Raw genomic sequence first — 25358 nt, forward strand, 5'->3', positions numbered from 1 at the left:
AATATTTTATTCAAAAAATAATTGCCAAAACATTTCTACTGCCTTTCATGTCATTTTTTCGACTATTGTATTTTTTAAAAAGGTTTTTTCGCCTTAAATCTTTATTTTTGCAAAGTTTTTAATTTCAAATTATCAATATGTCAAAACCGAGCTTGGCCAGAGGCACCAGAGATTTCGGCCCGGAAATAATGGTCAAGAGAACTTTCATTTTTGACCAAATCAAAAAAGTATATCAAAAATTCGGATTCCTTCCACTGGAAACTCCCGCAATAGAAAACTTAAGTGTTTTAATGGGCAAATATGGAGAAGAAGGCGATCAATTACTTTTCAAAATTCTTAATTCTGGTGATTTTGCTAAAGATATAAATAGTGAAGATTTAGAGAAAGGCTCTAAAGATATTTTGAGGAAAATATCTGAAAAAGGTCTAAAATATGACTTAACTGTTCCTTTTGCCAGATATGTTGTGATGAATCGACATAATTTGGCAATGCCTTTTAAAAGATTTCAAATCCAACCTGTTTGGAGAGCCGATAGACCACAAAAAGGTAGATACAGAGAATTTTACCAATGCGACGCCGACGTCGTGGGAACGGAATCTTTGATTTGTGAGGCCGAAATAGTTTGTATGCTTCATGAAATTTTCGCAAACTTAGGTATCACTGAGTTTGCAGTAAAAATAAATAACCGGAAAATTCTAAGTGGAATAACTGAAACTATTGGTGCAACGGGAAAAGAAGTAGAACTGTGTGTAGCCATAGACAAAATAGATAAAATAGGTCAAGCTAAAGTTGAGGAGGAATTGCTCCAAAGAGGGTTCTCTGAAGAAAATATTGAAAATCTTAAAACGCTGTTTACACTACCGTCTTCTGAAGAAAACCTTTTTGAAATATTAAAAAATTGGCTTAAAAATTCAGAAATAGGCCTTAAAGGCGTTTATGAATTAGAAGAAATCTGGAATTTGGTTGAAGCAATGGGACTTAAAAACCCAAGAATCACATTTGATCCTTCTTTGGCTAGAGGTCTCAGCTATTATACAGGAGCTATTTTCGAAGTAAAAGCCTTAAATGTTAGCATAGGCAGTATTTCCGGAGGTGGTAGATATGACAATCTTACAGGCACATTTGGGATGCCAGGTTTGTCAGGTGTTGGAATCTCTTTAGGTGTAGACCGAATTTATGACGTAATGGAAGAATTAAATATTTTCCCTACTGAATTAAAACATTCTTCGACCAAAGTAATGGTGACTAATTTCGGAAAAGAAACTTTGTCTAAAAGTCTTGAAACGGTTTCGCTATTAAGAAACAATGGTATAAATTCTGAAGTTTATCCAGAAGATGCCAAAATGAAGAAACAGTTTGAATATGCAGACAAAAAGAATATTCCTTTTGTATTAATATTAGGCTCGGAAGAAATAGAACAAAACATTTATTTAGTGAAAAATATGAAAACTGGGGAACAAACTTCTTTAAATTATGACCAATTAATAGAAATGCTCAATGCTTAAAAACAATAAATACCTCGCCTATTTGTTGGTTATTGTCTCCACTTTAGCCGCAACCTTTGCTTTTTACTTTTGGCAAGTAGCTTATAGCCCAAACTTGAATGTTGATGGAAAGGAGAAATTTGTGCTTTATATACCCAAAAATAGCACTTATGAGACTGTATTGGATACTTTAAGAAAGCACCATATAATAAATAATGAAATTGGGTTTGGTTTTATGTCAAAAAGAATGGGTTATAGAGACCATGTGAAATCAGGAAGATATGAAATCCCCGTTGACGCAAACAACAAAACTATTCTTTCAAAACTTCGAAGTGGTAACCAAGATCCCGTGAAATTGACATTTAACAATGTTAGGATTAAAGAAGATTTAATTAAGAAATTGGGCACCAAAATGGCTTTTGACTCAAATGATCTTTTGGGTAAATTAAACGATGCGACTGAATGTGCCAAATATGGATTTACTCCCGAAACCATTATGAGTATGTTTTTGCCGGATACATATTTTATATTTTGGGATAGTTCTGTAGATGACTTTATGGACAGAATGCAAAAAGAATATAAAAAATTCTGGAATGAAAAAAGACTTGCAGAAGCAAATGCTATCAATATGACACCAACTCAAGTGGCCGTAATGGCTTCTATTGTGCAAAGTGAAACTAACAAAGCTGATGAAATGCCAAAAGTTGCTGGAGTTTATGTAAACAGAATTGCCACAAATATGCCTCTTCAAGCAGACCCAACCGTAAAATTTGCAGTTGGCGACTTTACACTTAGAAGAATATTGAACAAGCATTTAAGTATAGATTCACCTTATAATACTTACCGAAACACAGGCTTACCTCCAGGTCCGATAGCATTGCCTGAGCGAGTGGCCCTAGATGCCGTTTTAAATTATGAGAAACATAATTATACCTATTTTTGTGCTAAGGAAGATTTCTCTGGATACCATAATTTTTCTGTGACCTATACTGAGCATCTTAAAAATGCCTCAATTTACCAGCAAGCCTTAAACGAGCGAGGAATTAAATAAAAAAATGTACAATTTCGAATCTTCATATAGAGTACGTTATGCCGATGTGGACCAAATGGGTTTTATGTATTATGGAAATTACGCAAAATTGTTTGAGATTGGTAGAGTAGAAGCTCTAAGAAATCTTGGCGTAAGGTACAAAGATCTAGAGGAAGGAGGCATTTGGATGCCCGTTTATGAGAACAACTCAAAATACTTAGAACCAGCTAAATATGACGAACTACTGACCATAAATTGCATTTTGAAATCTTTGCCAAAAACCAGAATAGTTTTTGAGACTGAAATACTCAACGAATCTAAAAAAATAATTCACAAAGGTTTAACAACTTTGGTTTTTATAAAATCTGACACACAGAAAATTACGCTTTGCCCACAAATAATCATTGATAAACTATCACCTTTTTTTAGTCTGAATGAATAAAAAAATAGACGAAATATTAACGAATATTGCTGAACGGTTGAAAGATGTCTATATCTTTAACACAACAGTTTCACTTTATATCTTTTTAGGTATTATCTATAAGAAAATCGTTAATTTCGACTTAGATCAAAGAGCTGCAGCAGTTTCTTTCAGTTTTATGTTAGCAGTTTTCCCTGGTACTATCTTCCTTTTTACACTTATTCCTTATGTGCCAATTGATAATTTAGAAGTTCTGATTATGGACTTTTTAAGAAGCCTTATGCCAGCAGGACTATACGATAGTGTAAGAATTACCATACAAGAAATAATAAGTCGTCCTCGACTTGATATTTTATCTTTCGGTTTTTTGTTTGCCATTTTTGCAGCTACCAATGGTATGTCATCATTGATGAGGGCTTTTAATATGGCTCTCAGACAAAGAGAAAGAAGAACTTATTTCAAGGCCAGGTGGATTGCTTTTTTACTAACTTGTATATTGTTTTTAGTATTATTAATAGCAGTTGGCGTCTTGATTGTAGGAAAAATAACTTTAAATTATATCTCCACTAAAGAGTTTGTGGATCAAAATATTAATATCTGGGGAATTAATATTTTAGGATATCTTACGATTTTTCTAATTTTCTTTTTTGGAATATCTGCAATCTACTATTTTGCCCCTGCCATGCACAAAAAATTAAAATTTTTTAATTTCGGTGCCCTTTTTGCATCCATTTTGAGCATTTTAGCTACAAACCTTTTTTCATTTTATCTCGAAAACTTCAACTCTTACAACAGACTTTATGGCTCTATTGGTACGCTAATCGCGATAATGGTTTGGATATATTTAATAGCATTAATATTAATTATGGGATTTGAACTCAATATTAGTTACAGAAGTGCCGCATTTAGATCCAATAAAAAAACACCGTAGCAATCTGGTGCCAACGGCGTTTCAAATAAACCTTAACCCATAAAAAAAACTCTTTTGTTGTGTATTAAGATTTATCCAAGTTTTATGCCATTTAAGCTTTTCTTAATTTATTCTTATCCAAAGGTGTTATTTAAGCTAAACTTGTAACTTTCCAGAATATTTCTTTACTTTTTGAATTAAGATTTTAGTTTCTTAGCATATTCAGTTAAATTGAACATAATTTTCTAACCTAAATAAAAACATGAAACAATCTCGGAGAAATTTCATCATGAAATATGGCCTTGCTGCTGTGTCAACGCCACTTTTAATTCAATCACTTGGAAGCTGCACATCTGCATCTAAAGAAAAATCTACAAATGATGCGATTGCAACAAAAGAGACAATTGACCAATTTGGACTACAACTTTGGACGGTAAAAGAAGATATGGCCAAAGATCCAAAAGCAACCCTAAAAGCAGTTGCAGATGCTGGATACAAGCAATTGGAAAGTTTCACAGGCGAAAAAGGCATATTTTGGGGAATGACGCCAGCTGAGTTTAAAACTTATACCAGAGACTTGGGCATGCAAATGATTAGTAGCCACATAAATCCTGATTTTACAACCAAAAAAGAGACTGAAGATGAGTTTAAAAAATTAGTAGATGACTGTGCTTCTATTGGGGTAAGCTATGTTTTGAATCCTTTTCCCGGTGAAATAAAAACTTCAGACGAATGGAAAAAAATAACTGAGGGCTTGAATAGACAAGGTGAAATAACCAAAGCAGCAGGCATTAAAATGGGCTATCATAACCATCATATTGAATTTTCACCGACCTCTGATGGCAGCCTTCCTGAAGAAATAATGCTTAAAGGAACTGATCCAGAATTGGTAGCGTTCGAACTTGATTTATATTGGATAGTTAAAGCTGGTCAAGACCCAGAAAAGTGGCTAAAAGAATATGCCAATAGATTTAAGCTAGTGCATGTAAAGGACTTATACAAGGAAGAAAGAGTTAAAGAAATAGAAACAACTGAAAAACCAGAAGATGCATTTTGGCCTTTGGGAGCATCTACCACTTTAGGCAATGGCAGAATTGACTTTAGCAAAATCCTTAAAATTGCAAAAGAAAATGGAGTTGAAAAATTCATAATAGAACAAGAACGGTTTGACAATTCTACACCTTTGCAAGACATCAAAATTGATGCAGATTATTTAAAATCTTTAGTTTTAGTTTAAAAAAAAGCCCAAGAGTGAGAATACTCATCAACACTATTCTATGAAAAAAATATTTACAAACCTCACCTTTTGGGTTTTAACAGCTATAACTACAGGAGCACTATTGGGCCATTTTTTGCCCGACAAAGCTATTGAATTCAAATGGCTCGGCACTCGATTTATTGATGTTGTCAAATTATTTATTAACCCAATCATTTTTCTTACTATTTCCTTAGGAATAAGTGGTATGGGAGACCTCAAAAAAGTAGGAAAAGTTGGCCTAAAAGCTTTGATTTATTTTGAGGTCGTAACCACTTTTGCATTGTTGATAGGTATTATTGTTGCAAACGTCATTCAACCAGGTACTGGGGTTACAACTAGCAATCTTGCGGGAGCCGACCTGAGTGAATTCACATCTAAAGCACAAGCATTCAGCTGGTTAAAATTCTTGAAAGATAACTTTACAATTCAAGTATTAATTTTCTCCATAGTGTTTGGAATATTTTTAAGCAAATACAAAAAGAAAGAAAGCATCACAACTTTCCTAAATAAAATTTCCAAATATGTATTTAAAGCGTTGCATTATGTAATGTTTTTTGCCCCATTTGGTGCTTTCGGAGGTATGGCATTTACAATAGGAAAATATGGTATCAAAACCCTTTTTCCTTTGGGCAAACTCATGCTTTCAGTATATGCAACTATGGCCATTTTTGTTTTTGGCGTTTTGTATCTAATTCTTAAGTATTATAAAATCAGTATTTGGAAATATTTGAAATATATCAGAGAAGAACTGCTCATAGTTTTAGGCACCTCCTCATCTGAAGCCGCTTTGCCATCATTGATGGAAAAACTTGAACGAATGGGTTGCTCCAAATCAGTTGTAGGCTTGGTAGTTCCTGCCGGGTATTCATTTAATCTTGATGGCACCACAATTTACCTTTCTATGGCTACCATATTTTTGGCACAAGTATTTGGAGTGCACCTTACCTTAGAGCAAATACTTACAATTATTGGCATTTTGATGATTACTTCAAAAGGTGCCGCTGGTGTTACTGGAAGTGGTTTTGTAGTATTAGCTTCTACCCTTTCAGCTGTTGAAGTTATACCAATGGAGGGTTTAGCTTTGCTATTGGGAGTTGATAGATTTATGTCAGAAGCGAGGGCAATAACCAATTTTATTGGAAATGGTGTCGCAACAATTTGGATTTCAAAAAATGAAGGCGAACTTGATATGAAAAAACTCCATTATGCATTAAACCATGTAGAGGAAACTGAAGATATTCTCATAGATAATTTTGGCGTAAAATGAAAAAATCACAAAAGTTCTTATTAACTATTTTAGCGATTATTTTTTTGGGATATTTTATATTCCAAACACTTTCAAAAGCTGGTGTTTTTTTAAGTCTTGAACCCTATTCTGAATTTCAAGAAAACATAATCAAAACTTCTCCAGGTGTAGAGGATATAACTGTAGATTCAGAAACTAACATTGCATACCTTAGCAGTTGCGAGAGGAGAATCCCTAATGCAACAGGAGGTCTTTTTTCGATAAATTTACAAGATTCTATTTGGATTCAAAAAGACCTAACAAGTCATTTGAATCTGAAAGAATTTCGTCCACATGGTATTTCATTTTTAAATATCAATGGCAAAAAGCTCCTTTTCGTTATATCTCATACAGAAACCAAACAAGATGTTTTTAGGTTTGAAATTTCTGGTGACAGCTTATTATATTTAAATAAATATGCTAGTACTGACTTCACCTCGCCAAACGACATATTGGCAATTGGCGAAAATCAGTTTTTCGTGACCAATGATCATGATTCCAGAATAAAATGGAAAGTAATGATGAACGATTTCTTGAGAATACCTTCTGGTAATGTGGTTTTTTATGATGGAGAAAAAACAAAAATTGTAAGTCAAAAACTAACTTATCCAAATGGAATAGCATTATCAAAAGAAGGAAAAAAGATTTACGTAGCCTCCACTTTGGACAAAACCATTGAGGTTTTTGAACCACAAGCCCAATCGCATTATCTAAAATCGGTAGAGAGTTTTTCAACAAAATATTCGCCAGACAATATCGAAATAAACCGCAATGGTGATTTAATAGTCGGCTGTCATCCAAAACTTTTCGCTTTTATGAGTCATCGAAAAAGTGATAAAAACTTATCACCTTCTGCTGTTATTGAAATAGATCATGAAAATTTAAAAAGTCAAAAAACACTTTATTTAAACCTTGGAGAAAACATCTCTGGCTCAAGTGTAGCTGCTCCGTACTATCTTCAAAATCAAAAGCAAAATCTATTAGTTGGGTGTGTATTTGATGGTAAAATCTTGGATTTGAAAAATAATTAAAATAAGAAGAAAATTTGGATTTACTTAGAATTCAATTCATTAATTATTAGAATAATTCAAATAAATATCCTTGATGTACTTTCCTTTTGATTTAGCCCAAATTAAATTTGGCATTTTATAGAATATGAGTCTATATTTTTTTATCTAAAAAAGAACATAATTACAATTTCGTGCTTAGCTTAGCAGTCAAAATAATGATTCGTTTTTAATAATTATGAGCGACGACAAAAACCTTAATGCAGAAGCATTAATATACCATGCCAAAGGCAGACCTGGCAAAATAGAAGTTATTCCAACCAAAGAATACGCCAACCAAAGAGATCTTTCACTTGCCTACTCGCCTGGAGTAGCTGAACCATGTTTAGCGATTCAAGAAAATCCCGAAGATGCTTACAAATATACAGCTAAAGGTAATTTAGTGGCCGTTATCAGCAACGGAACCGCCGTTTTAGGCTTAGGAGACATTGGAGCCTTAGCTGGCAAACCGGTGATGGAAGGTAAAGGTTTACTATTTAAAATATATGCCGATATCGACGTTTTTGATATTGAACTAAACACGAAAGACGTTGACGAGTTTGTAAGGACGGTCAAAATAATGGAGCCAACATTCGGTGGTGTAAATTTGGAAGATATTTCGGCACCAGAGTGCTTCGAAATAGAAGAAAGACTCAAAAAAGAGTTGAATATACCAGTTATGCATGATGATCAACATGGTACTGCCATTATCTCTTCTGCATCTCTTTTAAATGCCTTGGATTTGATGGAAAAAGACATATCCAAAGTCAAAATCATCATTAATGGTGCAGGTGCCTCAGCTATTTCATGTACCAGACTTTATAATGCTCTCGGAGCAAATAAAGAAAATATCTTCATGTTCGACTCCAAAGGTTTGATTCACCCTGAAAGGACAAATCTTGACGGCAAAAAGTCAGAATTTGCAAATGCAAGTTTACCTAAAGAAACAACTTTAGCAGAAGCCGTAATGGGAGCTGATGTGTTTGTGGGTCTTTCAAAAGGTAATGTCTTAAGCAAAGAAATGGTGAAAACTATGGCACCAAACTGTATAGTTTTTGCTTTGGCCAATCCAACACCCGAAATATCATATGATGACGCTATGGAGGCTCGCCAAGATATCATAATGGCAACTGGCCGTTCGGATTATCCTAACCAAGTTAATAATGTCCTTGGATTTCCATACATTTTCAGAGGGGCTCTTGATGTAAGATCAAGTGAAATTAATGAAGAGATGAAACTAGCTGCTGTAAGGGCTTTGGCTGATTTAGCTAAACAACCAGTACCTGACATTGTAAACATGGCTTACGGAGAGGCAAATTTAAGTTTTGGCAAGAATTACATAATACCAAAACCAGTAGATCCTAGATTATTGACAACTGTAGCTCCAGCTGTAGCCAGAGCAGCTATGGAAACTGGTGTAGCCAAAAGCAAGATTACCGACTGGGAAGCCTACGAAAACCAACTTAGCAAAAGGCTTGGACAAGATAATACTTTAACCAAAGTAATTATGTCAAAAGCTAAGAAAAACCCTAAAAGGGTGGTTTATGCTGATGCTGAAAACCTTACGGTTTTAAAAGCAATTCAGCAGGTAGTTCAAGAAAAAATCGCTTATCCTATACTTTTGGGGAATGTTGAAAAAATCAAAAGCATACTATCCCTTAATAGTATTGAACTTCCTGACGATATAGACATCATTGATCCGAAAGAAAGTAAGAACGATGAAGAAACAGCAAGATTAGAGCAATTCACTGATTTGTTTTTTGAGAAAAGGAAACGCAAAGGTCTTACCAGACCCGATGCTGTTAATTTTGTTACGAGGAGAAGTTATTATGCTTCTCTGATGGTAGAATCTGGCTACGCTGATACCATGGTCGGTGGTCTGACCAGAAACTATCCTGACACTATTAGACCAGCTTTGCAAATTATCGGACCTGAGAAAGGCGTCAAAAACATATCGAGTATGTATATTTTGATGAGTAGATTAGGACCATTGTTTTTGGCGGATACTACTATCAATTTTGACCCTTCAATAGACGAATTGGTTGAAATAACGGAACTAGCTGCAAAAGAAGTAGAAAAATTCAATATCAAGCCAAGGATAGCCTTGGTTACATACTCTAATTTTGGCTCCGTAAAAGATGGCCCTGCTCCTATCAAAATGCGAAAGGCAGTGGAAATATTGAAGAAAAAACATCCTGGAATGATAGTAGATGGCGAAATGCAAGCCCATTTGGCTTTCGATACCGAATTATTAAAAGAGAATCATCCTTTTTCTGATTTAGCAGATGGTCCAGCAAATACTTTGATATTCCCGAATCTATCTTCGGCTAATATTGCCTATAACTTATTGAAAGAAGTAGCAGGAATAGAAAAAATAGGTCCATTGTTGATGGGACTAAAAAAACCTGTTCAAGTATTGCAATTAGGAGCTTCTGTAAGAGAAATAGTTAACCAAACAGCTATATCTGTAGTGGATGCAGTGAAGAAATAAGTTTATAGATTTATAATTCAAACGACAGTTTCCTTTTGGGGCTGTCGTTTTTTTGAACACAGATGACACTAATTTGACTGATTTTCACAGATTTTTTAAACGATTAATTTTTGAAACTCTTTCCTATTACCAAACGATTTAAAAAATTAAGTTTTTTTTCCAGTCTGCCTTCATGTCCTTAATACCTTAATTTTCTTAATGTTAAAAATAGCGATTACTTGACCTTATCTACCAAATCCTTTACAATTCTGGAGAAATAAGCTCCGTTTTGATAACCATACCATGACATGGTGGTGGTTTCATACAAATCACGATCATAGAGTCTATCTGAAGTGATGTATCCAACATAACTTCCGTTAAAAGAAGTAATAATTAAATCTAAACCTTTGGCTTTTGCATAAGCATCTAAGTCCGTCATCAGCTCACCTGAAAAATCGCAAGGCATACCAATAATGAGCGTTTTACCTATTTTAGTTAGTTTGATATAAGTTGGATAGTCTCCAAAAAGATATTTAAAGGCCCAAGTTCGAATTCCAAGATTCTTAGAGATTCTTGCAGATGGCTTGTTCATCGGAATTTCGAAATAAGCTGTGGTTATTTTCTGCCCATTGTCAGTTTCGGACATATCTTTTACATGATTAAATACTCCAGCTGCTTGATTATTAACCTCGTCAAAATCGTCCTTACCTTTTTCAATTGGTCCCATACTACCAACTGCACCAGCCATATAAATACCGAAATCCAATCCAGATTTATTCAGCGAGTCCAACAATGCACCAGGAAAGTCTCTTGATAAGGCATAAGTAGCAGAATTCAACACAGTAGAATGAGCCCCGTAAGTAAGTAATTGGGCTCTTTTCCCATCTTTTCTTTTAAAAACTAAACCTCTTATTTCATTGTCCGTCCAACCGTCTGTTATATTCAGTCTATTCCTAATATCCTCTGAATCAATAATTTCCGAATATAGCACTTCTCCTTCTACCAAGTTTTCCCTAGATTCCAAGATTGTTTTGGCAAACTTTTCTGCTAAAACTATTTCTACTTTGGGGTCATATTTTCCAGCAAATAGGCTACCTGTAAGGCTGTTCCCCCAAGCTCCCAAACTATTGTGAGAGTGTGTGGCAGACAAATGCACGTCAGATAATGCTATACTTTCTTTTTTCAACAAAACCGCCAATTTATCCGTCACATTAGGTGGAACAATCAACAAATCTGCTGCTACAAAATAGATAGTCTTTTGTGGATTTTTTACAGCTACTGCTCTGACAAAAACCGAGTCATGAACAATTCCGTACGGCTTTCCTCTTCTTGATCCGTAGCCCGCCATCGGTCCAGGCATTTGGGGAGTAATATTCTCCTTGGCCCAACCAATCTCAAGTGGACCTTCAGTGGATTCAAACTTTAAATCGGCTAATTGTTTCTGCCATTTAGCATAATGTTCGGTTTGTTCAAATGGCGTCCTGTCAATTCTGCCAACTAAACATATCCCAAGGACTAAAATTACTCCAATGATTATTAATAATACTTTGATAAATTTCTTCATGATTTTTAAAATTGTTCAAATTTATACAAAAAACAACGATTGGGAATTATGATAGTTTTAAAAATAATAATTGTTAAAACAATATTTGAACGAATAAGTGTTAAATTCGCAAATTCCCCTTAAAACCTTATGACACATTCTGACAAACGAGCGTACTTTTTCAAGATTGATTCTACTATAAAACGCATAAGGTCATTTATGCAAAAAAACCTAAGTGACGGAGGCATAGACTTGACAGTGGACCAATGGGTAGTTTTAGACCATATTTTGCCACATCCTGGCATTTCTCAAAACGAACTCGGTGCTTTGACCTACAAAGATGCTCCTACAGTAACCAGAATCTTAGATATTTTGGTAAAGAAAAACCTAATAATCAGAAAGATGTCAGACGCTGACAGAAGAAAATTTATTCTAGAATTAACTTCGACCGGACTTGAATTGCACAAAAAAGCTTTTGCCATAATTGCAAAAAGTCGAAAAAAATCTTATGAAAACCTTAGCGATAAAGACTATGAAGATTTGGTTAGAATAATGGATACTATTTATGCAAACGTTGATTAATTTTCTTTAGATAGCGATTTCCTCTAGAATATATTCCTGGAGATATATCTCCTTGTACCATGAGATTCTCCTCAATTTGAAGTGCTAGTTCTTCTAAAAGTTCTGGAAATGGCTCTGCAATATTATAACAAACCTCAATCGAAAATACCTTAACGGCTATTGCTCTTTTTTTGTCTCTTAGAAAAGAAAAACACAAATCATAAACTTCAGTTAATTTTGCGGAAGGTATTTTTATGAAAGTCAAAAGTGCGACTCCATTTCTTAAAATCCCATCATTTTTAGCATTTTTTTTCAAAGCTGAGAAAACAAAGTCGAAAATTCCACGAATTCGATTGAGTTCTTTATCAGTAAGTGACCTTAAAATCCAAATGAAATTAAAAATCTCTTTTTCATTTTTTAAAAGTGCCAAAACCTCTTTCGTAAAATTCAAATCAAGAGCAAACTCAAACCCAAAATCAATGGATTGTTCTTTGGTAATACTCCCTGAAAGCTTATTAAATAGGGTCTTCTGCTTTGATGTCATATTTTTCAACCAAATTATCTATAAACGCTTCATTGCTTCTATTTACAATCTGATAAACTTCCTCAAACTCTTCTTCTCCACCATAATAAGGGTCTTTTACATCATGAACGCCTCTTACCTCGGGGTCATAATCTCTCAGCATAAATAATTTATCAGCTGCGGGTGGAGTTTTTTTTGTGTCATAATAAAAGCGATGGACAGTATCAAAGTTTTCCTCATCCATAACCACTATATGGTCAAAATCATCTAAATCTTCCTCTGTGAGTTTTCTTCCTAAATGTGTTATTTCTATACCGTGTTTTACAGCATTTTTTATAGTTCTTTGGTCAGCTTTTTTTCCAACATGCCAGCCCATTATTCCAGCAGAATCTGCCCAGAGCGAATGCTCAAGACCTTTTTCTAAAACTATTTTATTAAATGTAGCTTCCCCAATTGGGCTGCGGCAAATATTCCCAAGACAAACAAACAATACCTTTCTCATAAATTTCGGGATTTATTAAAACTCTTTATTTTATAACAAGCAAAGACTTCAAAAAGTTAAAATCAAGCCCACTAATTCTCAATCTTCTTCTACAATTGGCTTGTCGTCTTCGTCAACTAAAACAAAAACTGTCTCACCATCTTTTTTCATTAAGTATTTCTCACGAGCATATTTTTCAAGAGAAGAATAAGTTCCTAATACTTCCTTTTCTTCTTTTTTGATATCTTCTAATTGTTTCTCAAAAAACACTTTTTGCGTTTCCAACTGCCGCAATTCCATTGCCATGTCAAACTGCTTTATTAGGTTAGACCTATCAAAAAAGATCAACCAAATGAGCATAATTACCGAGGAAATGATGTAAAATCTATATTTTACAATAAAAGGAGAAGATATTTTTTTCATTTTAGGAAGGCATAATTTTTAAAATCATTCAAATATAAAAAAGTGTGAACAAACAAAAAAGCGTTAGAGCAAAAACTCTAACGCTTTTAAAATATATTTTTTCTAAAAATCGAAATCTCTAAATTAGAAATTCAAACCAGGGAAATAAGCTAAATCTCCCAATTCTTCCTCAATTCTCAATAATTGATTGTATTTCGCCATTCTGTCAGAACGAGAAGCCGATCCAGTTTTGATTTGACCGCAATTTAATGCCACTGCCAAGTCAGCAATAGTTGAATCTTCTGTTTCTCCCGAACGGTGTGACATGATGCTCTTATATTTGTTTCTGTGTGCCAGGTTTACAGCATCAATAGTTTCTGTCAATGAACCGATTTGGTTTACTTTCACCAAGATTGCATTTGCAATGTCCTGATCGATACCTTCTTGTAATCTTTTCACGTTTGTAACGAACAAATCGTCACCAACCAACTGAATTTTCTTACCTGCCAAACGAGTCAATTCAGCCCATCCAGCCCAGTCATCTTCAGCCATACCATCTTCGATAGATTTGATTGGATATTTGTCAGCCCATTCGTTCCAATAAGCAGCCATCTCCATTGAATTCAATGATTTACCGCTTGATTTTTTGAATGTGTAAAGACCAGTTTTTGCGTCATAAAACTCAGAAGCCGCAGCATCCATAGCGATGAAAACATCAACACCTGGCTTAAATCCAGCTTTTTCGATTGAAGTCAAAACGATTTCGATTGCTTCTTCGTTTGACCCAATGTTTGGAGCAAATCCGCCTTCGTCGCCTACGTTAGTAGAATATCCTTTTGATTTTAATACTTTCTTAAGATTATGGAAAATCTCAGTACCCATTCTCAATGAATCTGAGAACGTAGCTGCACCAGCAGGCATAACCATAAACTCTTGGAAATCTATTGAGTTGTCAGCATGTGAACCACCGTTCAAGATGTTCATCATTGGTACTGGCAAAGTATTGGCGTTTACACCACCTAAATATCTATACAATGGCAATCCAGCTTCTTGAGCGGCTGCTTTAGCTACAGCTAATGAAACTCCCAAAATAGCGTTAGCACCTAAATTTCCTTTGTTGGCTGTTCCGTCCAACTCAATCATTGTTTTATCAATGAAGTTTTGCTCGAAAACATTCACACCTAACAATTCAGCTGCAATCTCTTGATTAACATTTTTTACAGCTTTCAAAACACCTTTACCAACATATACTTTTTCGTCATCGTCGCGAAGCTCAACCGCCTCGTGAACGCCAGTAGATGCACCAGAAGGTACAGCCGCACGACCTAAATATCCATTTTCTGTTAAAACATCTACCTCTACAGTAGGGTTGCCTCTTGAATCCAAGATTTGTCTGGCATGAACTCTAACAATTTGACTCATTTTCTTAAAATTAAATGTAAAATTTTGGCTTTATTCTATACTATCTTTGAATAGTACAAAAAAGATTAAAATTGACTAAAATCAGTACAAAGAAACGGATTATTTGGCGTATTGCCATAGATGCATTATTAAAATTCTATAATTTAAAATTAAGATTTGGTGTTATTTTTTAAAATTCGGTCAAAAAACCGAATTCCTAATCTTTTAAAAAACCAAATTTACAGTGTTGCTTTTTTTCCTTTCTTTAAGTCTTTCGACATTTTTTTTCTTGCATTTTCTTGAAAAGGAATGTCAAGAATTAAAAAAAATAATTCATAATTGCATATTAGTACAATATTTGTAGTCGTTAGGTAAAATATTATTATTTAAATGAAGAAAATAACTTTTTTACTGCTTTTCATAAGCCATTTTTTGATTGCTCAGAATGCTGCAACCATTCTATTTCCCAATGATTTCGAAAAATCTACCAGACAGAATGCAAATATTCCGCTTTTAGATATTAGATCAAAAGGAGAATTTGAAGCTGGTCACATAAAAAAAGCAATACATGTGGATTACCTGAGAGCAGATTTTGAGGATTACATGAAACAAGCTTTCCCAAAAAAAAGTCCTTTGTTCATTTACTGCCAGACTGGTCAAAGTAGCCAAGATGCTGCTCAATATCTTTCTGAAATAGGATATGAAAATATTACAATTTTAAAAGGTGGTTTTGAAAAGTGGATTTCAAATTCTAAACCTTACAAATCAAGTCAAAAAGGATTTACACCTTTAGGGTTTATTTCGAACGACAATTATGACTTAATGGTGAAAAACAATAAATATGTACTCGTAGATTTTTATGCAGACTGGTGTGGCCCCTGCAAAAAAATGGCTCCGATTTTAAGAAAAATAGACGACGAAAGTATTGAACTAAGTATGGTTAAAATTGATGCTGACAAAAACACTTCTTTAACTGAAACTCATGAAGTTTCCGAAATACCAACTTTAATCCTTTATAAAAACGGAAAGCAAATTTGGAGACATACTGGTCTAATTACTGAAAATGAAATTAAATCTAAAATTCATTAATTTTAATCTTCTTTTAATCAATTCACTAATTTTTAGTCACTTATACTTTTAAAGACTACATTTTCAAAAAGCAAAAAACTTGTTGCTTCTTATATTAATCTCAAAAGATTATAAATTCTGCATTACTTTGAAATTCCATTCGCTAAAAAATCAATTTCAAAAAGACAGTTTTTAGGGCTATTTTGCGTAAAAAGTCTCATTTTATTGGTATTTTTGAAATTGAAACTTAATTTTTCCTGATCCCCTAAAAAAAAATGATAGCTTATTTAAAAGGCAAATTAGTAGAGAAAGAACCCACTCATGTGATATTAGATGTTGGCGGTGTAGGTTATTGGGTCAAAATCTCACTTCAAACCTATTCTGCTTTACAAAACAGTTCGGAACTTTGTCTTTTGCACACTGTCCAAATAATAAGAGAAGATTCTCATCAACTTTTTGGTTTTTTCACAAAAGATGAACGAGAACTTTTCGAAAATCTAATATCCGTTTCTGGCATTGGGCCAAGTATAGCTTTGGTTTTTCTTTCATCTATGAACTCATTGGAAATCAAACAAGCAATTATTTCGGAAGATGTAAAAACCATACAAAACATAAAAGGCATAGGAGCCAAAACCGCACAAAGAGCAGTGATAGAGTTGAAAGACAAACTCAAAAAAGACATAATGTCGGAAGGCATAAACCCTACGATGTTTGCTTCTGTCAACCATACTTTAAGATCTGAAGCATTAACGGCATTAACAACTTTGGGAATACCTAAAGCTGCTGCTGAGAAAAGTGTAGATACGATTCTAAAAAGAACAAGTGGCGATGTATCTCTTGAAGAATTGATAAAACTGTCTCTAAGATAGTTTGTACGTTTAATAAAAAAATTCGATTTTTAGAATAATGGCAAGATTTTAGTCGTTTAAAGCAATATTACTCTGTTTTGCATTCCTTTTTTATGCATTTAAAAATACCTTATAAACTCACATTTTTTACAATACTTTGTTCTCTTGCATCCGCTTGGGCTCAAATCTCACCTGTTGATACCCTTCAGAATAAGAAAACTAGTTCGTTTTTCTACAATTGGAAAGATACTTATCTCAATAGATTCAATTATAGACTCTCTCCAGCTTTATCAATTAATCCAGATAGCCTCAAAACAAAGGTCCTTTACAACGGCGACAATAAAAATTTCACGATAAGTGAGAATATCAACTCTAAGATTGATGTAAAAATACCCGAATCCATGACATTCAATGAATACTCTAGTATTCAGAATGCCATGTTAAGACAGAGTATTTTACGCGATATTGAAAAAGCACAAGATGGAAATAGCTCAGTATCGGGAAAACGGATTAATCCGCTTTTGGAAAAAAATCCAATTATGGATAGAATTTTTGGAGACAAAGTGCCAGAGTTTAAGCCAAACGGTTATGTAAGTGTGAGTTTAAGAGCAGGAACCAGTTTTGTTAACAACCCAATGACGCCTTTGGCACTTAGAAGACAGCCAATTTTTGATATGGATCAACAGATTGCTATTAACTTCAATAATTTGTTCGGAGGTGGTCAAAATTCAAATGCAAATGAAGGAGATTTTGACAATTCAAGTAATCAAAATTCTAACAATTCTCCAAGAATTCAAGATTTAAAAAATATAGTAAGAAAGGCTGGTCAAACTAAAGAGAAAATGAATATTCTCGGAAATTTTGACACCAAATCATCTTTCGGTTTTGAAAATAAATTTAAACTTAATTTTAAGAACGAACCAGAAGACATTCTTCAAAAAGTAGAGTTGGGAAATATTACAATGCCAAATAGGACTCAGCTAATACCGGGTGTTCAAAACCTATTTGGAGCTAAACTTGGTTTTAAATTCGGCAAACTAGATATCACAACAGTATTTGCACAACAAAACTCAAGAACAGAATCTATCATGATCAATGGTGGTTCTCAAAGCCGTAAATTTGAATTTAGATGTGATAATTACGACGAAAACAGGCACTTTTTCATATCTCATTTTTTCAGAGACCAATACGAAAAATCTCTAAAAAATCTACCCATGTTAACATCTGGAGTGAGAATTACCAGAATAGAAGTTTATGTAACCAATAGAACCAATAACGTGAGTTCGATGAGAAATTTGGTTGGATTGGCAGATTTGGCAGAAAAAAATCCTTATCGTAGCGATATTATCGTACCGAACAAAACTATTCTTGCCGCTGACAATAAATCAAACAATCTTTTCAGCAGTCTTGTAAACGATGAATCTTTTAGGAGAATAGACAATAGTGGTAACATACTTACTGGCATGAACCTCAAAAATGGAGAAGATTTCGAACTTCTCAGAGGAGCCAAAAAACTAACAGACAGAGAGTTTGAAATTCAACCTGAATTAGGTTACATTTCTTTACTTACTCCACTAAGAAATGATGAGATACTGGCAGTAGCCTATGAATATACTTATCAAGGAAGAGCTTACAAGGTTGGTGAACTTACAGAAGATTATGTAAGTAGAAAAGAAGATGAAGTAATAATGCTAAAGCTTTTGAAGTCTTCTACCATTAGAAACCGTCTCAACAATCCGATGTGGGACTTGATGATGAAAAACGTTTATTCATTGGCTCAAGGTCAGATTCAAAAAGAAGGTTTTCAGTTAAGAATAATCTACAAAGACGATCAAACAGGAATGGACACACCAAACCTTAGAGAAGGTAAAAACTTTGTAGATGTGCCTTTGATAGAAGCCATGAAGCTTGATAAACTGAACTTCAACAACGACCCAAAAAAGGATGGAAATTTTGACTATGTTGAAAATGTAACCATTAATGAAAGATACGGAAGGATCATATTTCCAGTATTAGAGCCCTTTGGCTCGCATTTGAATGCATTATTCGAAGGGGAACCTGATTTACAAAAAAAATATGTTTTCGATGAATTATATCGAAAAACATTGATGGATGCCCAGCAAGTAAGTTTAAAAAACAAATTTTTTATATCTGGAAGTGTTCAATCTGGAGGTTCTGAGATTTCCTTGCCTTTAGGAGCATCAGGTTCTTCGGTAAGAGTATATGCAGGAGGTAGTGAGCTTAAACAAGGTGTAGACTATACTGTTGACAATCAACAAGGTACTATTAGAATTACTAACCAAAGTATTCTAAGTTCTGGTAGACAAATAAGGATAGATTACGAAAAACCCGATATTTTCCAAGCACAGATAAGGAGATTATTTGGTCTTAGATTAGATTATACCATAAGCAGACATCTGAGAATAGGTGCCACATTATTATCTTTAAAAGAAAATACGCCTGGCTTTATCACCAGAACTTCAATAGGCAACGAACCTGTAAATAATACGATTTGGGGATTAGATGCTAATTTCAAAAAAGATGTGATGGGCTTAACCAAGCTTTTAGACAAATTGCCGGGAATTCAGACCAAAGAAGTGTCTACAATAATGTTTAACGCCGAATTTGCTCAGCTAAGACCTGGTGTAAACAATAAGCGTGTAAAAGGTAGCTCAATGATTGATGATTTTGAGTTTGCTCGAAATATCAATGATTTAAGTCGACAGCCAACCAAATGGAGGTTGGGTTCAACTCCAGAGGCGATTTTAAAAACCATTCCTACTTATCCAAGTGATGCTTATGCTTACAATTATAACAGAGCAAAAATATCGGCTTATACCGTAGATATGTCCGCTTATATTTCCACAGGTGGTTTTGGAGCCAATAGCATAATCCCAGACGAAGTAAAAGCTGAAGCAAACAGCAATATCTATACAAAGGGATTCCAGATTCAAGACATTTTCCCTGGAAGATCTAGGCAGGTTTTTGCTCAACAATTACCCTCTGCTATACTGGACTTAGCCTACTACCCTACGGAGCCAGGTATGTATAACTACAATTCTAATCTAAACTCAGAAGGAAGATTATCAGATCCGAAGAAAAACTTTGGTTCCGTAATGAGAGGTATAACTTTTGATGCTGACTTTGACAATTCTAATGTAGAATACTTGGAGTTTTGGCTTTTGGACCCATTTGCCGATGTTGTAAGGGCAAGTAGAAACGAAGCTTTTAGAAATACAACAGGTGGTAAGCTTTTGATACAACTGGGTGATATATCTGAAGACGTAATTCCTGACAGCAGATTTAACTTCGAAAATGGCATAAAAGACTCAACGAGCTTTTCGAGTCCAGTAAAAACGGATTGGGGCTTGGCTCCTAAAACACAGTTTATCACAGACGCATTTGATAATTCAGAAAGTGTAAGGTTAAAGCAAGACGTTGGTCTAGACGGTCTTTCAAATGAAGATGAGAGAAATTATGTAAACCCAAACAATGCAACTAATAATCAGGGAATTAAAGGATTTTTAAGTACTTTAGAAGGCAGAAATTTGAACGCTGATGCTTTCGAAAAAATTAAAAGTGATCCATCAAAAGACGATTTCCACTATTTCCTAGACCCAATTTTTGACGCTAGCCAGGCTACTTTCTTGGAGCGATTCAAAGATTACCTTGGAATGGAAAATAACGCTCCACCAATCACTTCTAACACCACAAATTTAAACACAACATCTAACCTTAACCAGGCCTCAACAAATTTAGCTGACAAAGAAGATATCAATCAAGATAATACAATAAATCAAGTTGAAGACTATTTTGAATATGAAGTAGAATTGAGCCCAACATCCGGAAACTTACCAAATTCAGGTGCATTGTCTGGAAATAGTTATATAGTAGACAAGGTGACAACAAATGGTGCTACTTGGTACCTTCATAGAATTCCGATAAGAAAACCAACACGTAGTTTTCCTGCTGGCAAAGAAGGTTTTAAGTCTATGAGATTTATCAGATTGGTAACTACTGAATGGGAACAACCCGTAGTTTTAAGGTTTGCATCTTTGCAACTGGTTTCTAACCAATACAGAGTATATGCCAATAGCCTATCGGACGAAAGTAATTTTGAAGTACCACAAGATTCTTCGAGCACTGCTGTATTCAAAACTTCTTCTGTAAACGTTGAAGAAAACGGCTGTCCGCTTGAAGGGGATTGCAATATCAAACCAGGTACTACGCCATATGTTGTTCCTCCTGGTTTTATTAGAGATAGGGATTTTACAACACAGATATTTACGCAGTTAAATGAGCAGTCCTTAAGTATGTCCGTTGAAGATCTTAGAGGTGGAGAAGCCAGAGCGGTTTTCAAAAACACCAAATTGGATCTTAACATGTACAAAAGAATAAAGATGTTTGTACATACCCAAAACAAAGAAAACCAAGATGGTATAGCTAGTGCGTTTATAAGAATTGGAACTGACTTAAAAAATAACTATTATGAAATAGAAATTCCGAATCTTAAAAACACCATTAATGGATCTCAAGATCCTTATATCATTTGGCCTAAAGAAAATGAACTTGATATTTCATTGGATATTTTAAGAAACCTTAAACTTGAAAGAAACCGAAATCTTTTTCCAATGAATAAAAGATATGGAGGAGATAAACTAGTTGATATAGAAGGCACCGTTTCAGGGCCAATCGATGGAATCGAAGAGAATATTATTAGACAGTATAAAATTAGTGTAATTGGAAATCCTGACTTCAGCAATGTGTTAACAATGATGATAGGCTTGAAAAACAATGACACAATCAATAAGTTTATCGGAAGAGAATTCACTATATGGTGCGATGAACTTAGGGCCTTTGGATTTGACCAAGAAAATGGAGAAGCGGGGATTTTCTCAGCAGATATAAAACTTGCAGATGTTGGAACAATATTGTTAAATGGAAATTTCAAGAACTATGGTTTTGGTGGAGTACAAGATAGAATATCAACACGTTCTAGAGAAGTTTCTCAAGGCTTCGGTATAGCCTCAAACATTGCAATAGATAAGTTTTTTCCTTTGAAATGGGGTTTGAGTATTCCGTTTTTTGCCAACTATGATCACCAAATGGTTATTCCAACGTTTAACCCACTTGACCCTGACATTAGATTGGATGATGCACTACTTAACAGAAGTATTTATCAACAAAATCTGACCAGAGAAATAGTTTCTGAAGATGCAGTAACAAAAGGTTTTAACTTTACCAATGTAAGGAAAACCAAGACTAAAACAACAGGAAAAGATCATTTTTACGATATTGAAAACTTCACCTTTTCTTATGCTCAAAATCGTATTGAAAGACGCAGTATCCTTTTAGACCAAAACCTACAAACCCAAACTCGAGCAGGTTTAAGCTATCAGTATTCACCTAAAGGATTTACTTGGGAGCCTTTTAAAAAATTCACTGGATTTGATAAGCCTTTTTTGAAAAACGTCAAAACTTTGAATCTATCTCCAATTCCTACCTTAATAGCATTTAGGGGAGATTATAACAGAAGTTATTTCTTGACACAATATAGAAATTCAAATCTAGAAACTTCAGATATTTCACCAAACGTCATTAAATATTTTCTAGGAAATAGATTCTATGATACCCAATGGAATTTAACAAAGTCTATAGTTTTCTCTTACAATGCTCAAATGACTTCCATTCAAGATGATATAAATGAGATAACAGATGATGAGATAAAGTTCATAGATGGATTAACAACTTTAGGTAGACCCAAAAATTATATGCAAAAAATGCAGGCTACTTATCGTTTACCACTGGATAAATTTTTCCTTTTGGATTGGATGAAAGCAGATACAAGGTTTAACAATAACTATGGATATACCGCTGGTTCATTTAAAATAGAAGACGAAAACGGAGATGCATTTGGTAATATGCTCGAAAATGGCAGAGAATTAGCCATAAATGGGCAAGTTGATTTGGTGAAACTTTATAATAAGCTCAAATTCTTGAGAATGGCCAATGCTCCTAACCCACCGAAACAAAGATTTACAAGAGCACCTGGAGATGATGAAGAAGTGAAACTACAGACTGGAAGTGTAACTAAAAGTTTAACGAGGGTATTGATGACTTTAAGAGGAATTAATGCAGATTTTGCTTTGTTCGAAACCACGCTTTTGCCTGGCTTTTTACCTTCACCGAAGTTTTTTGGAATGGACGGATCCAATGAATATGCTCCAGGAATCGAATTTGTGATGGGAAGTCAAAATAGAAATATCCATAAGATTGCTGCCCAAAAAGGTTGGCTATCACAGAGCATTATCCAGAATAATCCATTTACGCAAACCCGAGGTGTGAAATTTAACTTTGGAACACGTCTGGAGCCATTTAAAGGCCTAACGATGCAAATAAAAGGTAATTTGACACGAGCAGACAGCTATCAAGAAATGTATCGACCTGAAACTGTTGGAGGTTCGTTCCAATCTCTAAATCCAGTAAGAAATGGAAGTTTCAGTATGTCGTTTTGGTCATTTAAAACTGGCTTCACAAAAATGAGCAATGACTCTGCTAGTTTATACCAATATCAAATATTTGATAACATGGTAGGTAATAGACAAAAAGTATTAGATAGATTAAATGGAATTAATACAAATGCAGAAGGGCAATTGATAGGAAAATACGACCTTAACTCTCAGGATGTATTAATCCCCGCTTTCTTCTCAGCTTATTCTGGTCAGTCTTTGGATAAAATATTTGCAAAATCAATTAAGAAAGGTGGTAAAACCTTTAACCCTTTCCTTTCATTCCCAATGCCAAACTGGCGAATTGATTATCAAGGTTTAGAAAAACTACCCTTATTTAAGCAAGTATTCAATTCGATTACACTAAGTCATCAATACTCATCAACATACAGTGTAGGTAATTTCACATCTTCATTGGAATACGGAAACCAATTACTTAATCTTGCCATTAGAGATTATCCATTAGGAGATAAAACGATTGAAACGTATGCCAATATACCTTATTTGAACTCGAACACGCCTCTGTTTGCTCCAGCATTTATTATGAGTACAATTTCTATGGAGGAGAAGTTTTCACCAGTGATTGGTGTTCAATTTACCACCAAAAGAAACTTTACAGGCTCGTTTAACTGGAACAAAGAAAGAAAAGCCGCCTTGAACCTTTCAAATGCTCAAGTGGCGGAATACAACAGTAAAGATTTTGTTTTTGGAATTGGTTATAAGAAAAATAACGTTAAACTTCCTTTCAGAGGAAGAGATGGCAATCTTATTGTCCTCAAAAATGATGTAAATTTCAGAATCGATATTACAAGTCGTGATTTAAAAGTACTACAGAGACGTTTAGACGGTGACGTTGTACCTATTCAAGGTAATTATAATTTACAGATAAGACCACAACTGCAGTACCAATTCAATAAAAAGATAAACGCAGGTATGTATTGGGAGAGATTGGTAAATACTCCTTTTACTTCGCTTTCTTACCAAAGAACTTCTTCTATATTCGGAATAAATGCTAGGTTTAATTTGAGTGATTAGATTTTTTTTAAAAGTGGGAAGATGTAAGTGATTTTGTTGTGAGTTGGGAGTTAGGAGCGATTTAGATGTGTTTGAAGAGTAATGAGTTGCGAGAAGTTTGAAATTGGTTGTCATTAATTGTAAAAATGAATTATTTCTTGTGATATTTTGAATGTCTTATTTTCAAAATTAGCTTTCTAAAAAATCAAACTTTATTATTTCTCCTTTAAACATATTACTTTAATCTTGATTCCTAGGAGTTATTAAAATTTAATTTGGTTTCTTATTTGAACTTGTTTTTGATTTCGAACTTAAATTTGATTTTGGTCTTGTTTTTGAACTTAATTTTGAACTTGAACTTGATTTTGTTTTTGAAATTGTTTTTGATCTTGAACTTGAATTTGAATTTAAACTTATAATTAAACTTGAATTTAAAATCCCCATTCAAAACCCAAAAACCATAAAAAGGGCGTCCTTGATAATTGCTAAAAAAATTCTGTTTTTCAAGAATCCAGTCTTTCACGAGTCTGGATTTTTTGATTTTTGGCTATGAGAATTCTTGAAAAATTTACATTTTCATTTTTTTGTTAGCAATTCTTGTTTTTTAGATGAGTTTGGGCAGTCTTATCCCGTGATATTTCTCTTAAAAGTTTTTCAAGCTACTTTTTTGACTTGTTTTTGTTGCCGTTTTGATAGTCGGACGACATTTGCAGTAAAGATTCCGAAGAACATCCACACGATTTGTGTTTCTGGTGTTTTTGCTTTGATTTTCCTTAGGCCATAGTTTTCTTTTTCCGTGCCAAATGAGCCTTCTAGGCGTGTTCCTCTTTCTATAGAAAGGATGGTTTTAACTTTTTTGATATTTTTATCTGTTACTTTTTTACCCTTTGCAACAAAATTGGTTTGCAGTTTTTTAGTGGTACAAAACCGCCTATTGCTATTTGTTGGATAAATCCCATCTGCTGCTAAATGTGTACAAGTTCCAATCATCAATCGATGTTTATAGTAAGCATGCTTTAGTCTGGTAGTCTCGTTGAAGGCATTGAAACTGTGGTGTTCAATGATGTTTAGCCCTCCAACTTGCATTATGTGAGCTTTTATACC

Annotated in this window: 17 protein-coding genes and 1 pseudogene; 12 read left to right on the forward strand and 6 right to left on the reverse strand. The window is 34.2% G+C overall.

Annotated features, from left to right (window positions below; translation table 11 throughout):
* Window positions 1-137: 137 nt before the first annotated feature.
* The 8 genes from hisS (at window position 138) to EGI22_RS07335 (ending at window position 9925) form a co-directional block, all read left to right on the forward strand.
* On the forward strand, window positions 138-1505 hold the full coding sequence (gene hisS, locus EGI22_RS07300; RefSeq protein WP_255067465.1) for a histidine--tRNA ligase: 1368 nt from the start codon (window positions 138-140) through the stop codon (window positions 1503-1505).
* Complete coding sequence (gene mltG, locus EGI22_RS07305; RefSeq protein ID WP_255067466.1) at window positions 1498-2535, forward strand: endolytic transglycosylase MltG; 1038 nt, start codon at window positions 1498-1500, stop codon at window positions 2533-2535. Before hisS ends, mltG begins: the two co-directional genes overlap by 8 nt.
* A 4-nt stretch (window positions 2536-2539) precedes the next feature.
* Entirely contained in the window at window positions 2540-2956 is a 417-nt protein-coding gene (locus EGI22_RS07310) for a thioesterase family protein (protein ID WP_255067467.1), read from the forward strand.
* On the forward strand, window positions 2949-3866 hold the full coding sequence (locus EGI22_RS07315; RefSeq protein WP_255067468.1) for a YihY/virulence factor BrkB family protein: 918 nt from the start codon (window positions 2949-2951) through the stop codon (window positions 3864-3866). Before EGI22_RS07310 ends, EGI22_RS07315 begins: the two co-directional genes overlap by 8 nt.
* Before the next feature lie 241 nt (window positions 3867-4107).
* Complete coding sequence (locus tag EGI22_RS07320; protein WP_255067469.1) at window positions 4108-5082, forward strand: sugar phosphate isomerase/epimerase; 975 nt, start codon at window positions 4108-4110, stop codon at window positions 5080-5082.
* 40 nt (window positions 5083-5122) lie between these two features.
* Entirely contained in the window at window positions 5123-6370 is a 1248-nt protein-coding gene (gene dctA / locus EGI22_RS07325; RefSeq protein ID WP_255067471.1) for a C4-dicarboxylate transporter DctA, read from the forward strand.
* Entirely contained in the window at window positions 6367-7419 is a 1053-nt protein-coding gene (locus tag EGI22_RS07330) for an SMP-30/gluconolactonase/LRE family protein (protein ID WP_255067472.1), read from the forward strand. The genes dctA and EGI22_RS07330 overlap by 4 nt, the downstream gene beginning before the upstream one ends.
* Before the next feature lie 214 nt (window positions 7420-7633).
* Window positions 7634-9925 carry an NADP-dependent malic enzyme gene (locus tag EGI22_RS07335; protein ID WP_255067473.1) on the forward strand — a complete coding sequence of 764 codons (2292 nt, stop codon included), beginning with the start codon at window positions 7634-7636 and terminating at the stop codon, window positions 9923-9925.
* A 214-nt stretch (window positions 9926-10139) separates the two neighbouring features.
* Here EGI22_RS07335 and EGI22_RS07340 read toward each other — a convergent pair whose 3' ends face one another.
* Window positions 10140-11468, reverse strand: a complete 1329-nt coding sequence (locus EGI22_RS07340) for a neutral/alkaline non-lysosomal ceramidase N-terminal domain-containing protein (protein WP_255067474.1) — start codon at window positions 11466-11468, stop codon at window positions 10140-10142.
* Between the two features lie 129 nt (window positions 11469-11597).
* Here EGI22_RS07340 and EGI22_RS07345 point away from each other — a divergent pair, with 129 nt between their 5' ends.
* On the forward strand, window positions 11598-12029 hold the full coding sequence (locus tag EGI22_RS07345; RefSeq protein ID WP_255067475.1) for a MarR family winged helix-turn-helix transcriptional regulator: 432 nt from the start codon (window positions 11598-11600) through the stop codon (window positions 12027-12029).
* Here the strand turns inward: EGI22_RS07345 and EGI22_RS07350 are convergent.
* The 4 genes from EGI22_RS07350 to eno form a co-directional block, all read right to left on the reverse strand.
* A complete protein-coding gene (locus EGI22_RS07350; protein WP_255067476.1) occupies window positions 12007-12552 on the reverse strand; it encodes a hypothetical protein in 546 nt (181 codons plus the stop codon). The two genes, EGI22_RS07345 and EGI22_RS07350, sit on opposite strands and share 23 nt — an antisense overlap.
* Window positions 12524-13033, reverse strand: coding sequence for a low molecular weight protein-tyrosine-phosphatase (locus EGI22_RS07355; RefSeq protein ID WP_255067477.1), 510 nt, complete (start codon window positions 13031-13033; stop codon window positions 12524-12526). The genes EGI22_RS07350 and EGI22_RS07355 overlap by 29 nt, the downstream gene beginning before the upstream one ends.
* 78 nt (window positions 13034-13111) lie before the next feature.
* Window positions 13112-13435 carry a septum formation initiator family protein gene (locus EGI22_RS07360; RefSeq protein WP_255067478.1) on the reverse strand — a complete coding sequence of 108 codons (324 nt, stop codon included), beginning with the start codon at window positions 13433-13435 and terminating at the stop codon, window positions 13112-13114.
* Window positions 13436-13558: 123 nt separating this feature from the next.
* Window positions 13559-14836, reverse strand: coding sequence for a phosphopyruvate hydratase (gene eno, locus EGI22_RS07365; protein ID WP_255067479.1), 1278 nt, complete (start codon window positions 14834-14836; stop codon window positions 13559-13561).
* A 369-nt stretch (window positions 14837-15205) separates the two neighbouring features.
* Here eno and EGI22_RS07370 point away from each other — a divergent pair, with 369 nt between their 5' ends.
* From EGI22_RS07370 to sprA, 3 genes are all read left to right on the forward strand, one after another.
* Window positions 15206-15904 carry a thioredoxin domain-containing protein gene (locus tag EGI22_RS07370; RefSeq protein WP_255067480.1) on the forward strand — a complete coding sequence of 233 codons (699 nt, stop codon included), beginning with the start codon at window positions 15206-15208 and terminating at the stop codon, window positions 15902-15904.
* Between the two features lie 254 nt (window positions 15905-16158).
* Window positions 16159-16752 carry a Holliday junction branch migration protein RuvA gene (ruvA, locus tag EGI22_RS07375; RefSeq protein ID WP_255067481.1) on the forward strand — a complete coding sequence of 198 codons (594 nt, stop codon included), beginning with the start codon at window positions 16159-16161 and terminating at the stop codon, window positions 16750-16752.
* Between the two features lie 92 nt (window positions 16753-16844).
* Window positions 16845-24275, forward strand: a complete 7431-nt coding sequence (gene sprA, locus EGI22_RS07380) for a cell surface protein SprA (RefSeq protein ID WP_255067482.1) — start codon at window positions 16845-16847, stop codon at window positions 24273-24275.
* Window positions 24276-24908: 633 nt separating this feature from the next.
* On the opposite strand, the pseudogene EGI22_RS07385 reads toward sprA, so the two are convergent.
* A pseudogene (locus EGI22_RS07385) lies at window positions 24909-25358 on the reverse strand (DDE transposase); the annotation flags it as partial.

The organism is Lacihabitans sp. LS3-19 (genome assembly GCF_024343575.1).
Classification (GTDB): Bacteria; Bacteroidota; Bacteroidia; order Cytophagales; family Spirosomataceae; genus Leadbetterella.

Excerpts from the sequence above, each read along its gene's own strand:
- hisS (WP_255067465.1), top strand. The coding sequence starts at position 138 with ATGTCAAAACCGAGCTTGGCCAGAGGCACCAGAGATTTCGGCCCGGAA.
- mltG (WP_255067466.1), top strand. The coding sequence starts at position 1,498 with ATGCTTAAAAACAATAAATACCTCGCCTATTTGTTGGTTATTGTCTCC.
- EGI22_RS07310 (WP_255067467.1), top strand. The coding sequence starts at position 2,540 with ATGTACAATTTCGAATCTTCATATAGAGTACGTTATGCCGATGTGGAC.
- EGI22_RS07315 (WP_255067468.1), top strand. The coding sequence starts at position 2,949 with ATGAATAAAAAAATAGACGAAATATTAACGAATATTGCTGAACGGTTG.
- EGI22_RS07320 (WP_255067469.1), top strand. The coding sequence starts at position 4,108 with ATGAAACAATCTCGGAGAAATTTCATCATGAAATATGGCCTTGCTGCT.
- dctA (WP_255067471.1), top strand. The coding sequence starts at position 5,123 with ATGAAAAAAATATTTACAAACCTCACCTTTTGGGTTTTAACAGCTATA.
- EGI22_RS07330 (WP_255067472.1), top strand. The coding sequence starts at position 6,367 with ATGAAAAAATCACAAAAGTTCTTATTAACTATTTTAGCGATTATTTTT.
- EGI22_RS07335 (WP_255067473.1), top strand. The coding sequence starts at position 7,634 with ATGAGCGACGACAAAAACCTTAATGCAGAAGCATTAATATACCATGCC.
- EGI22_RS07340 (WP_255067474.1), bottom strand. The coding sequence starts at position 11,468 with ATGAAGAAATTTATCAAAGTATTATTAATAATCATTGGAGTAATTTTA.
- EGI22_RS07345 (WP_255067475.1), top strand. The coding sequence starts at position 11,598 with ATGACACATTCTGACAAACGAGCGTACTTTTTCAAGATTGATTCTACT.
- EGI22_RS07350 (WP_255067476.1), bottom strand. The coding sequence starts at position 12,552 with ATGACATCAAAGCAGAAGACCCTATTTAATAAGCTTTCAGGGAGTATT.
- EGI22_RS07355 (WP_255067477.1), bottom strand. The coding sequence starts at position 13,033 with ATGAGAAAGGTATTGTTTGTTTGTCTTGGGAATATTTGCCGCAGCCCA.
- EGI22_RS07360 (WP_255067478.1), bottom strand. The coding sequence starts at position 13,435 with ATGAAAAAAATATCTTCTCCTTTTATTGTAAAATATAGATTTTACATC.
- eno (WP_255067479.1), bottom strand. The coding sequence starts at position 14,836 with ATGAGTCAAATTGTTAGAGTTCATGCCAGACAAATCTTGGATTCAAGA.
- EGI22_RS07370 (WP_255067480.1), top strand. The coding sequence starts at position 15,206 with ATGAAGAAAATAACTTTTTTACTGCTTTTCATAAGCCATTTTTTGATT.
- ruvA (WP_255067481.1), top strand. The coding sequence starts at position 16,159 with ATGATAGCTTATTTAAAAGGCAAATTAGTAGAGAAAGAACCCACTCAT.
- sprA (WP_255067482.1), top strand. The coding sequence starts at position 16,845 with ATGCATTTAAAAATACCTTATAAACTCACATTTTTTACAATACTTTGT.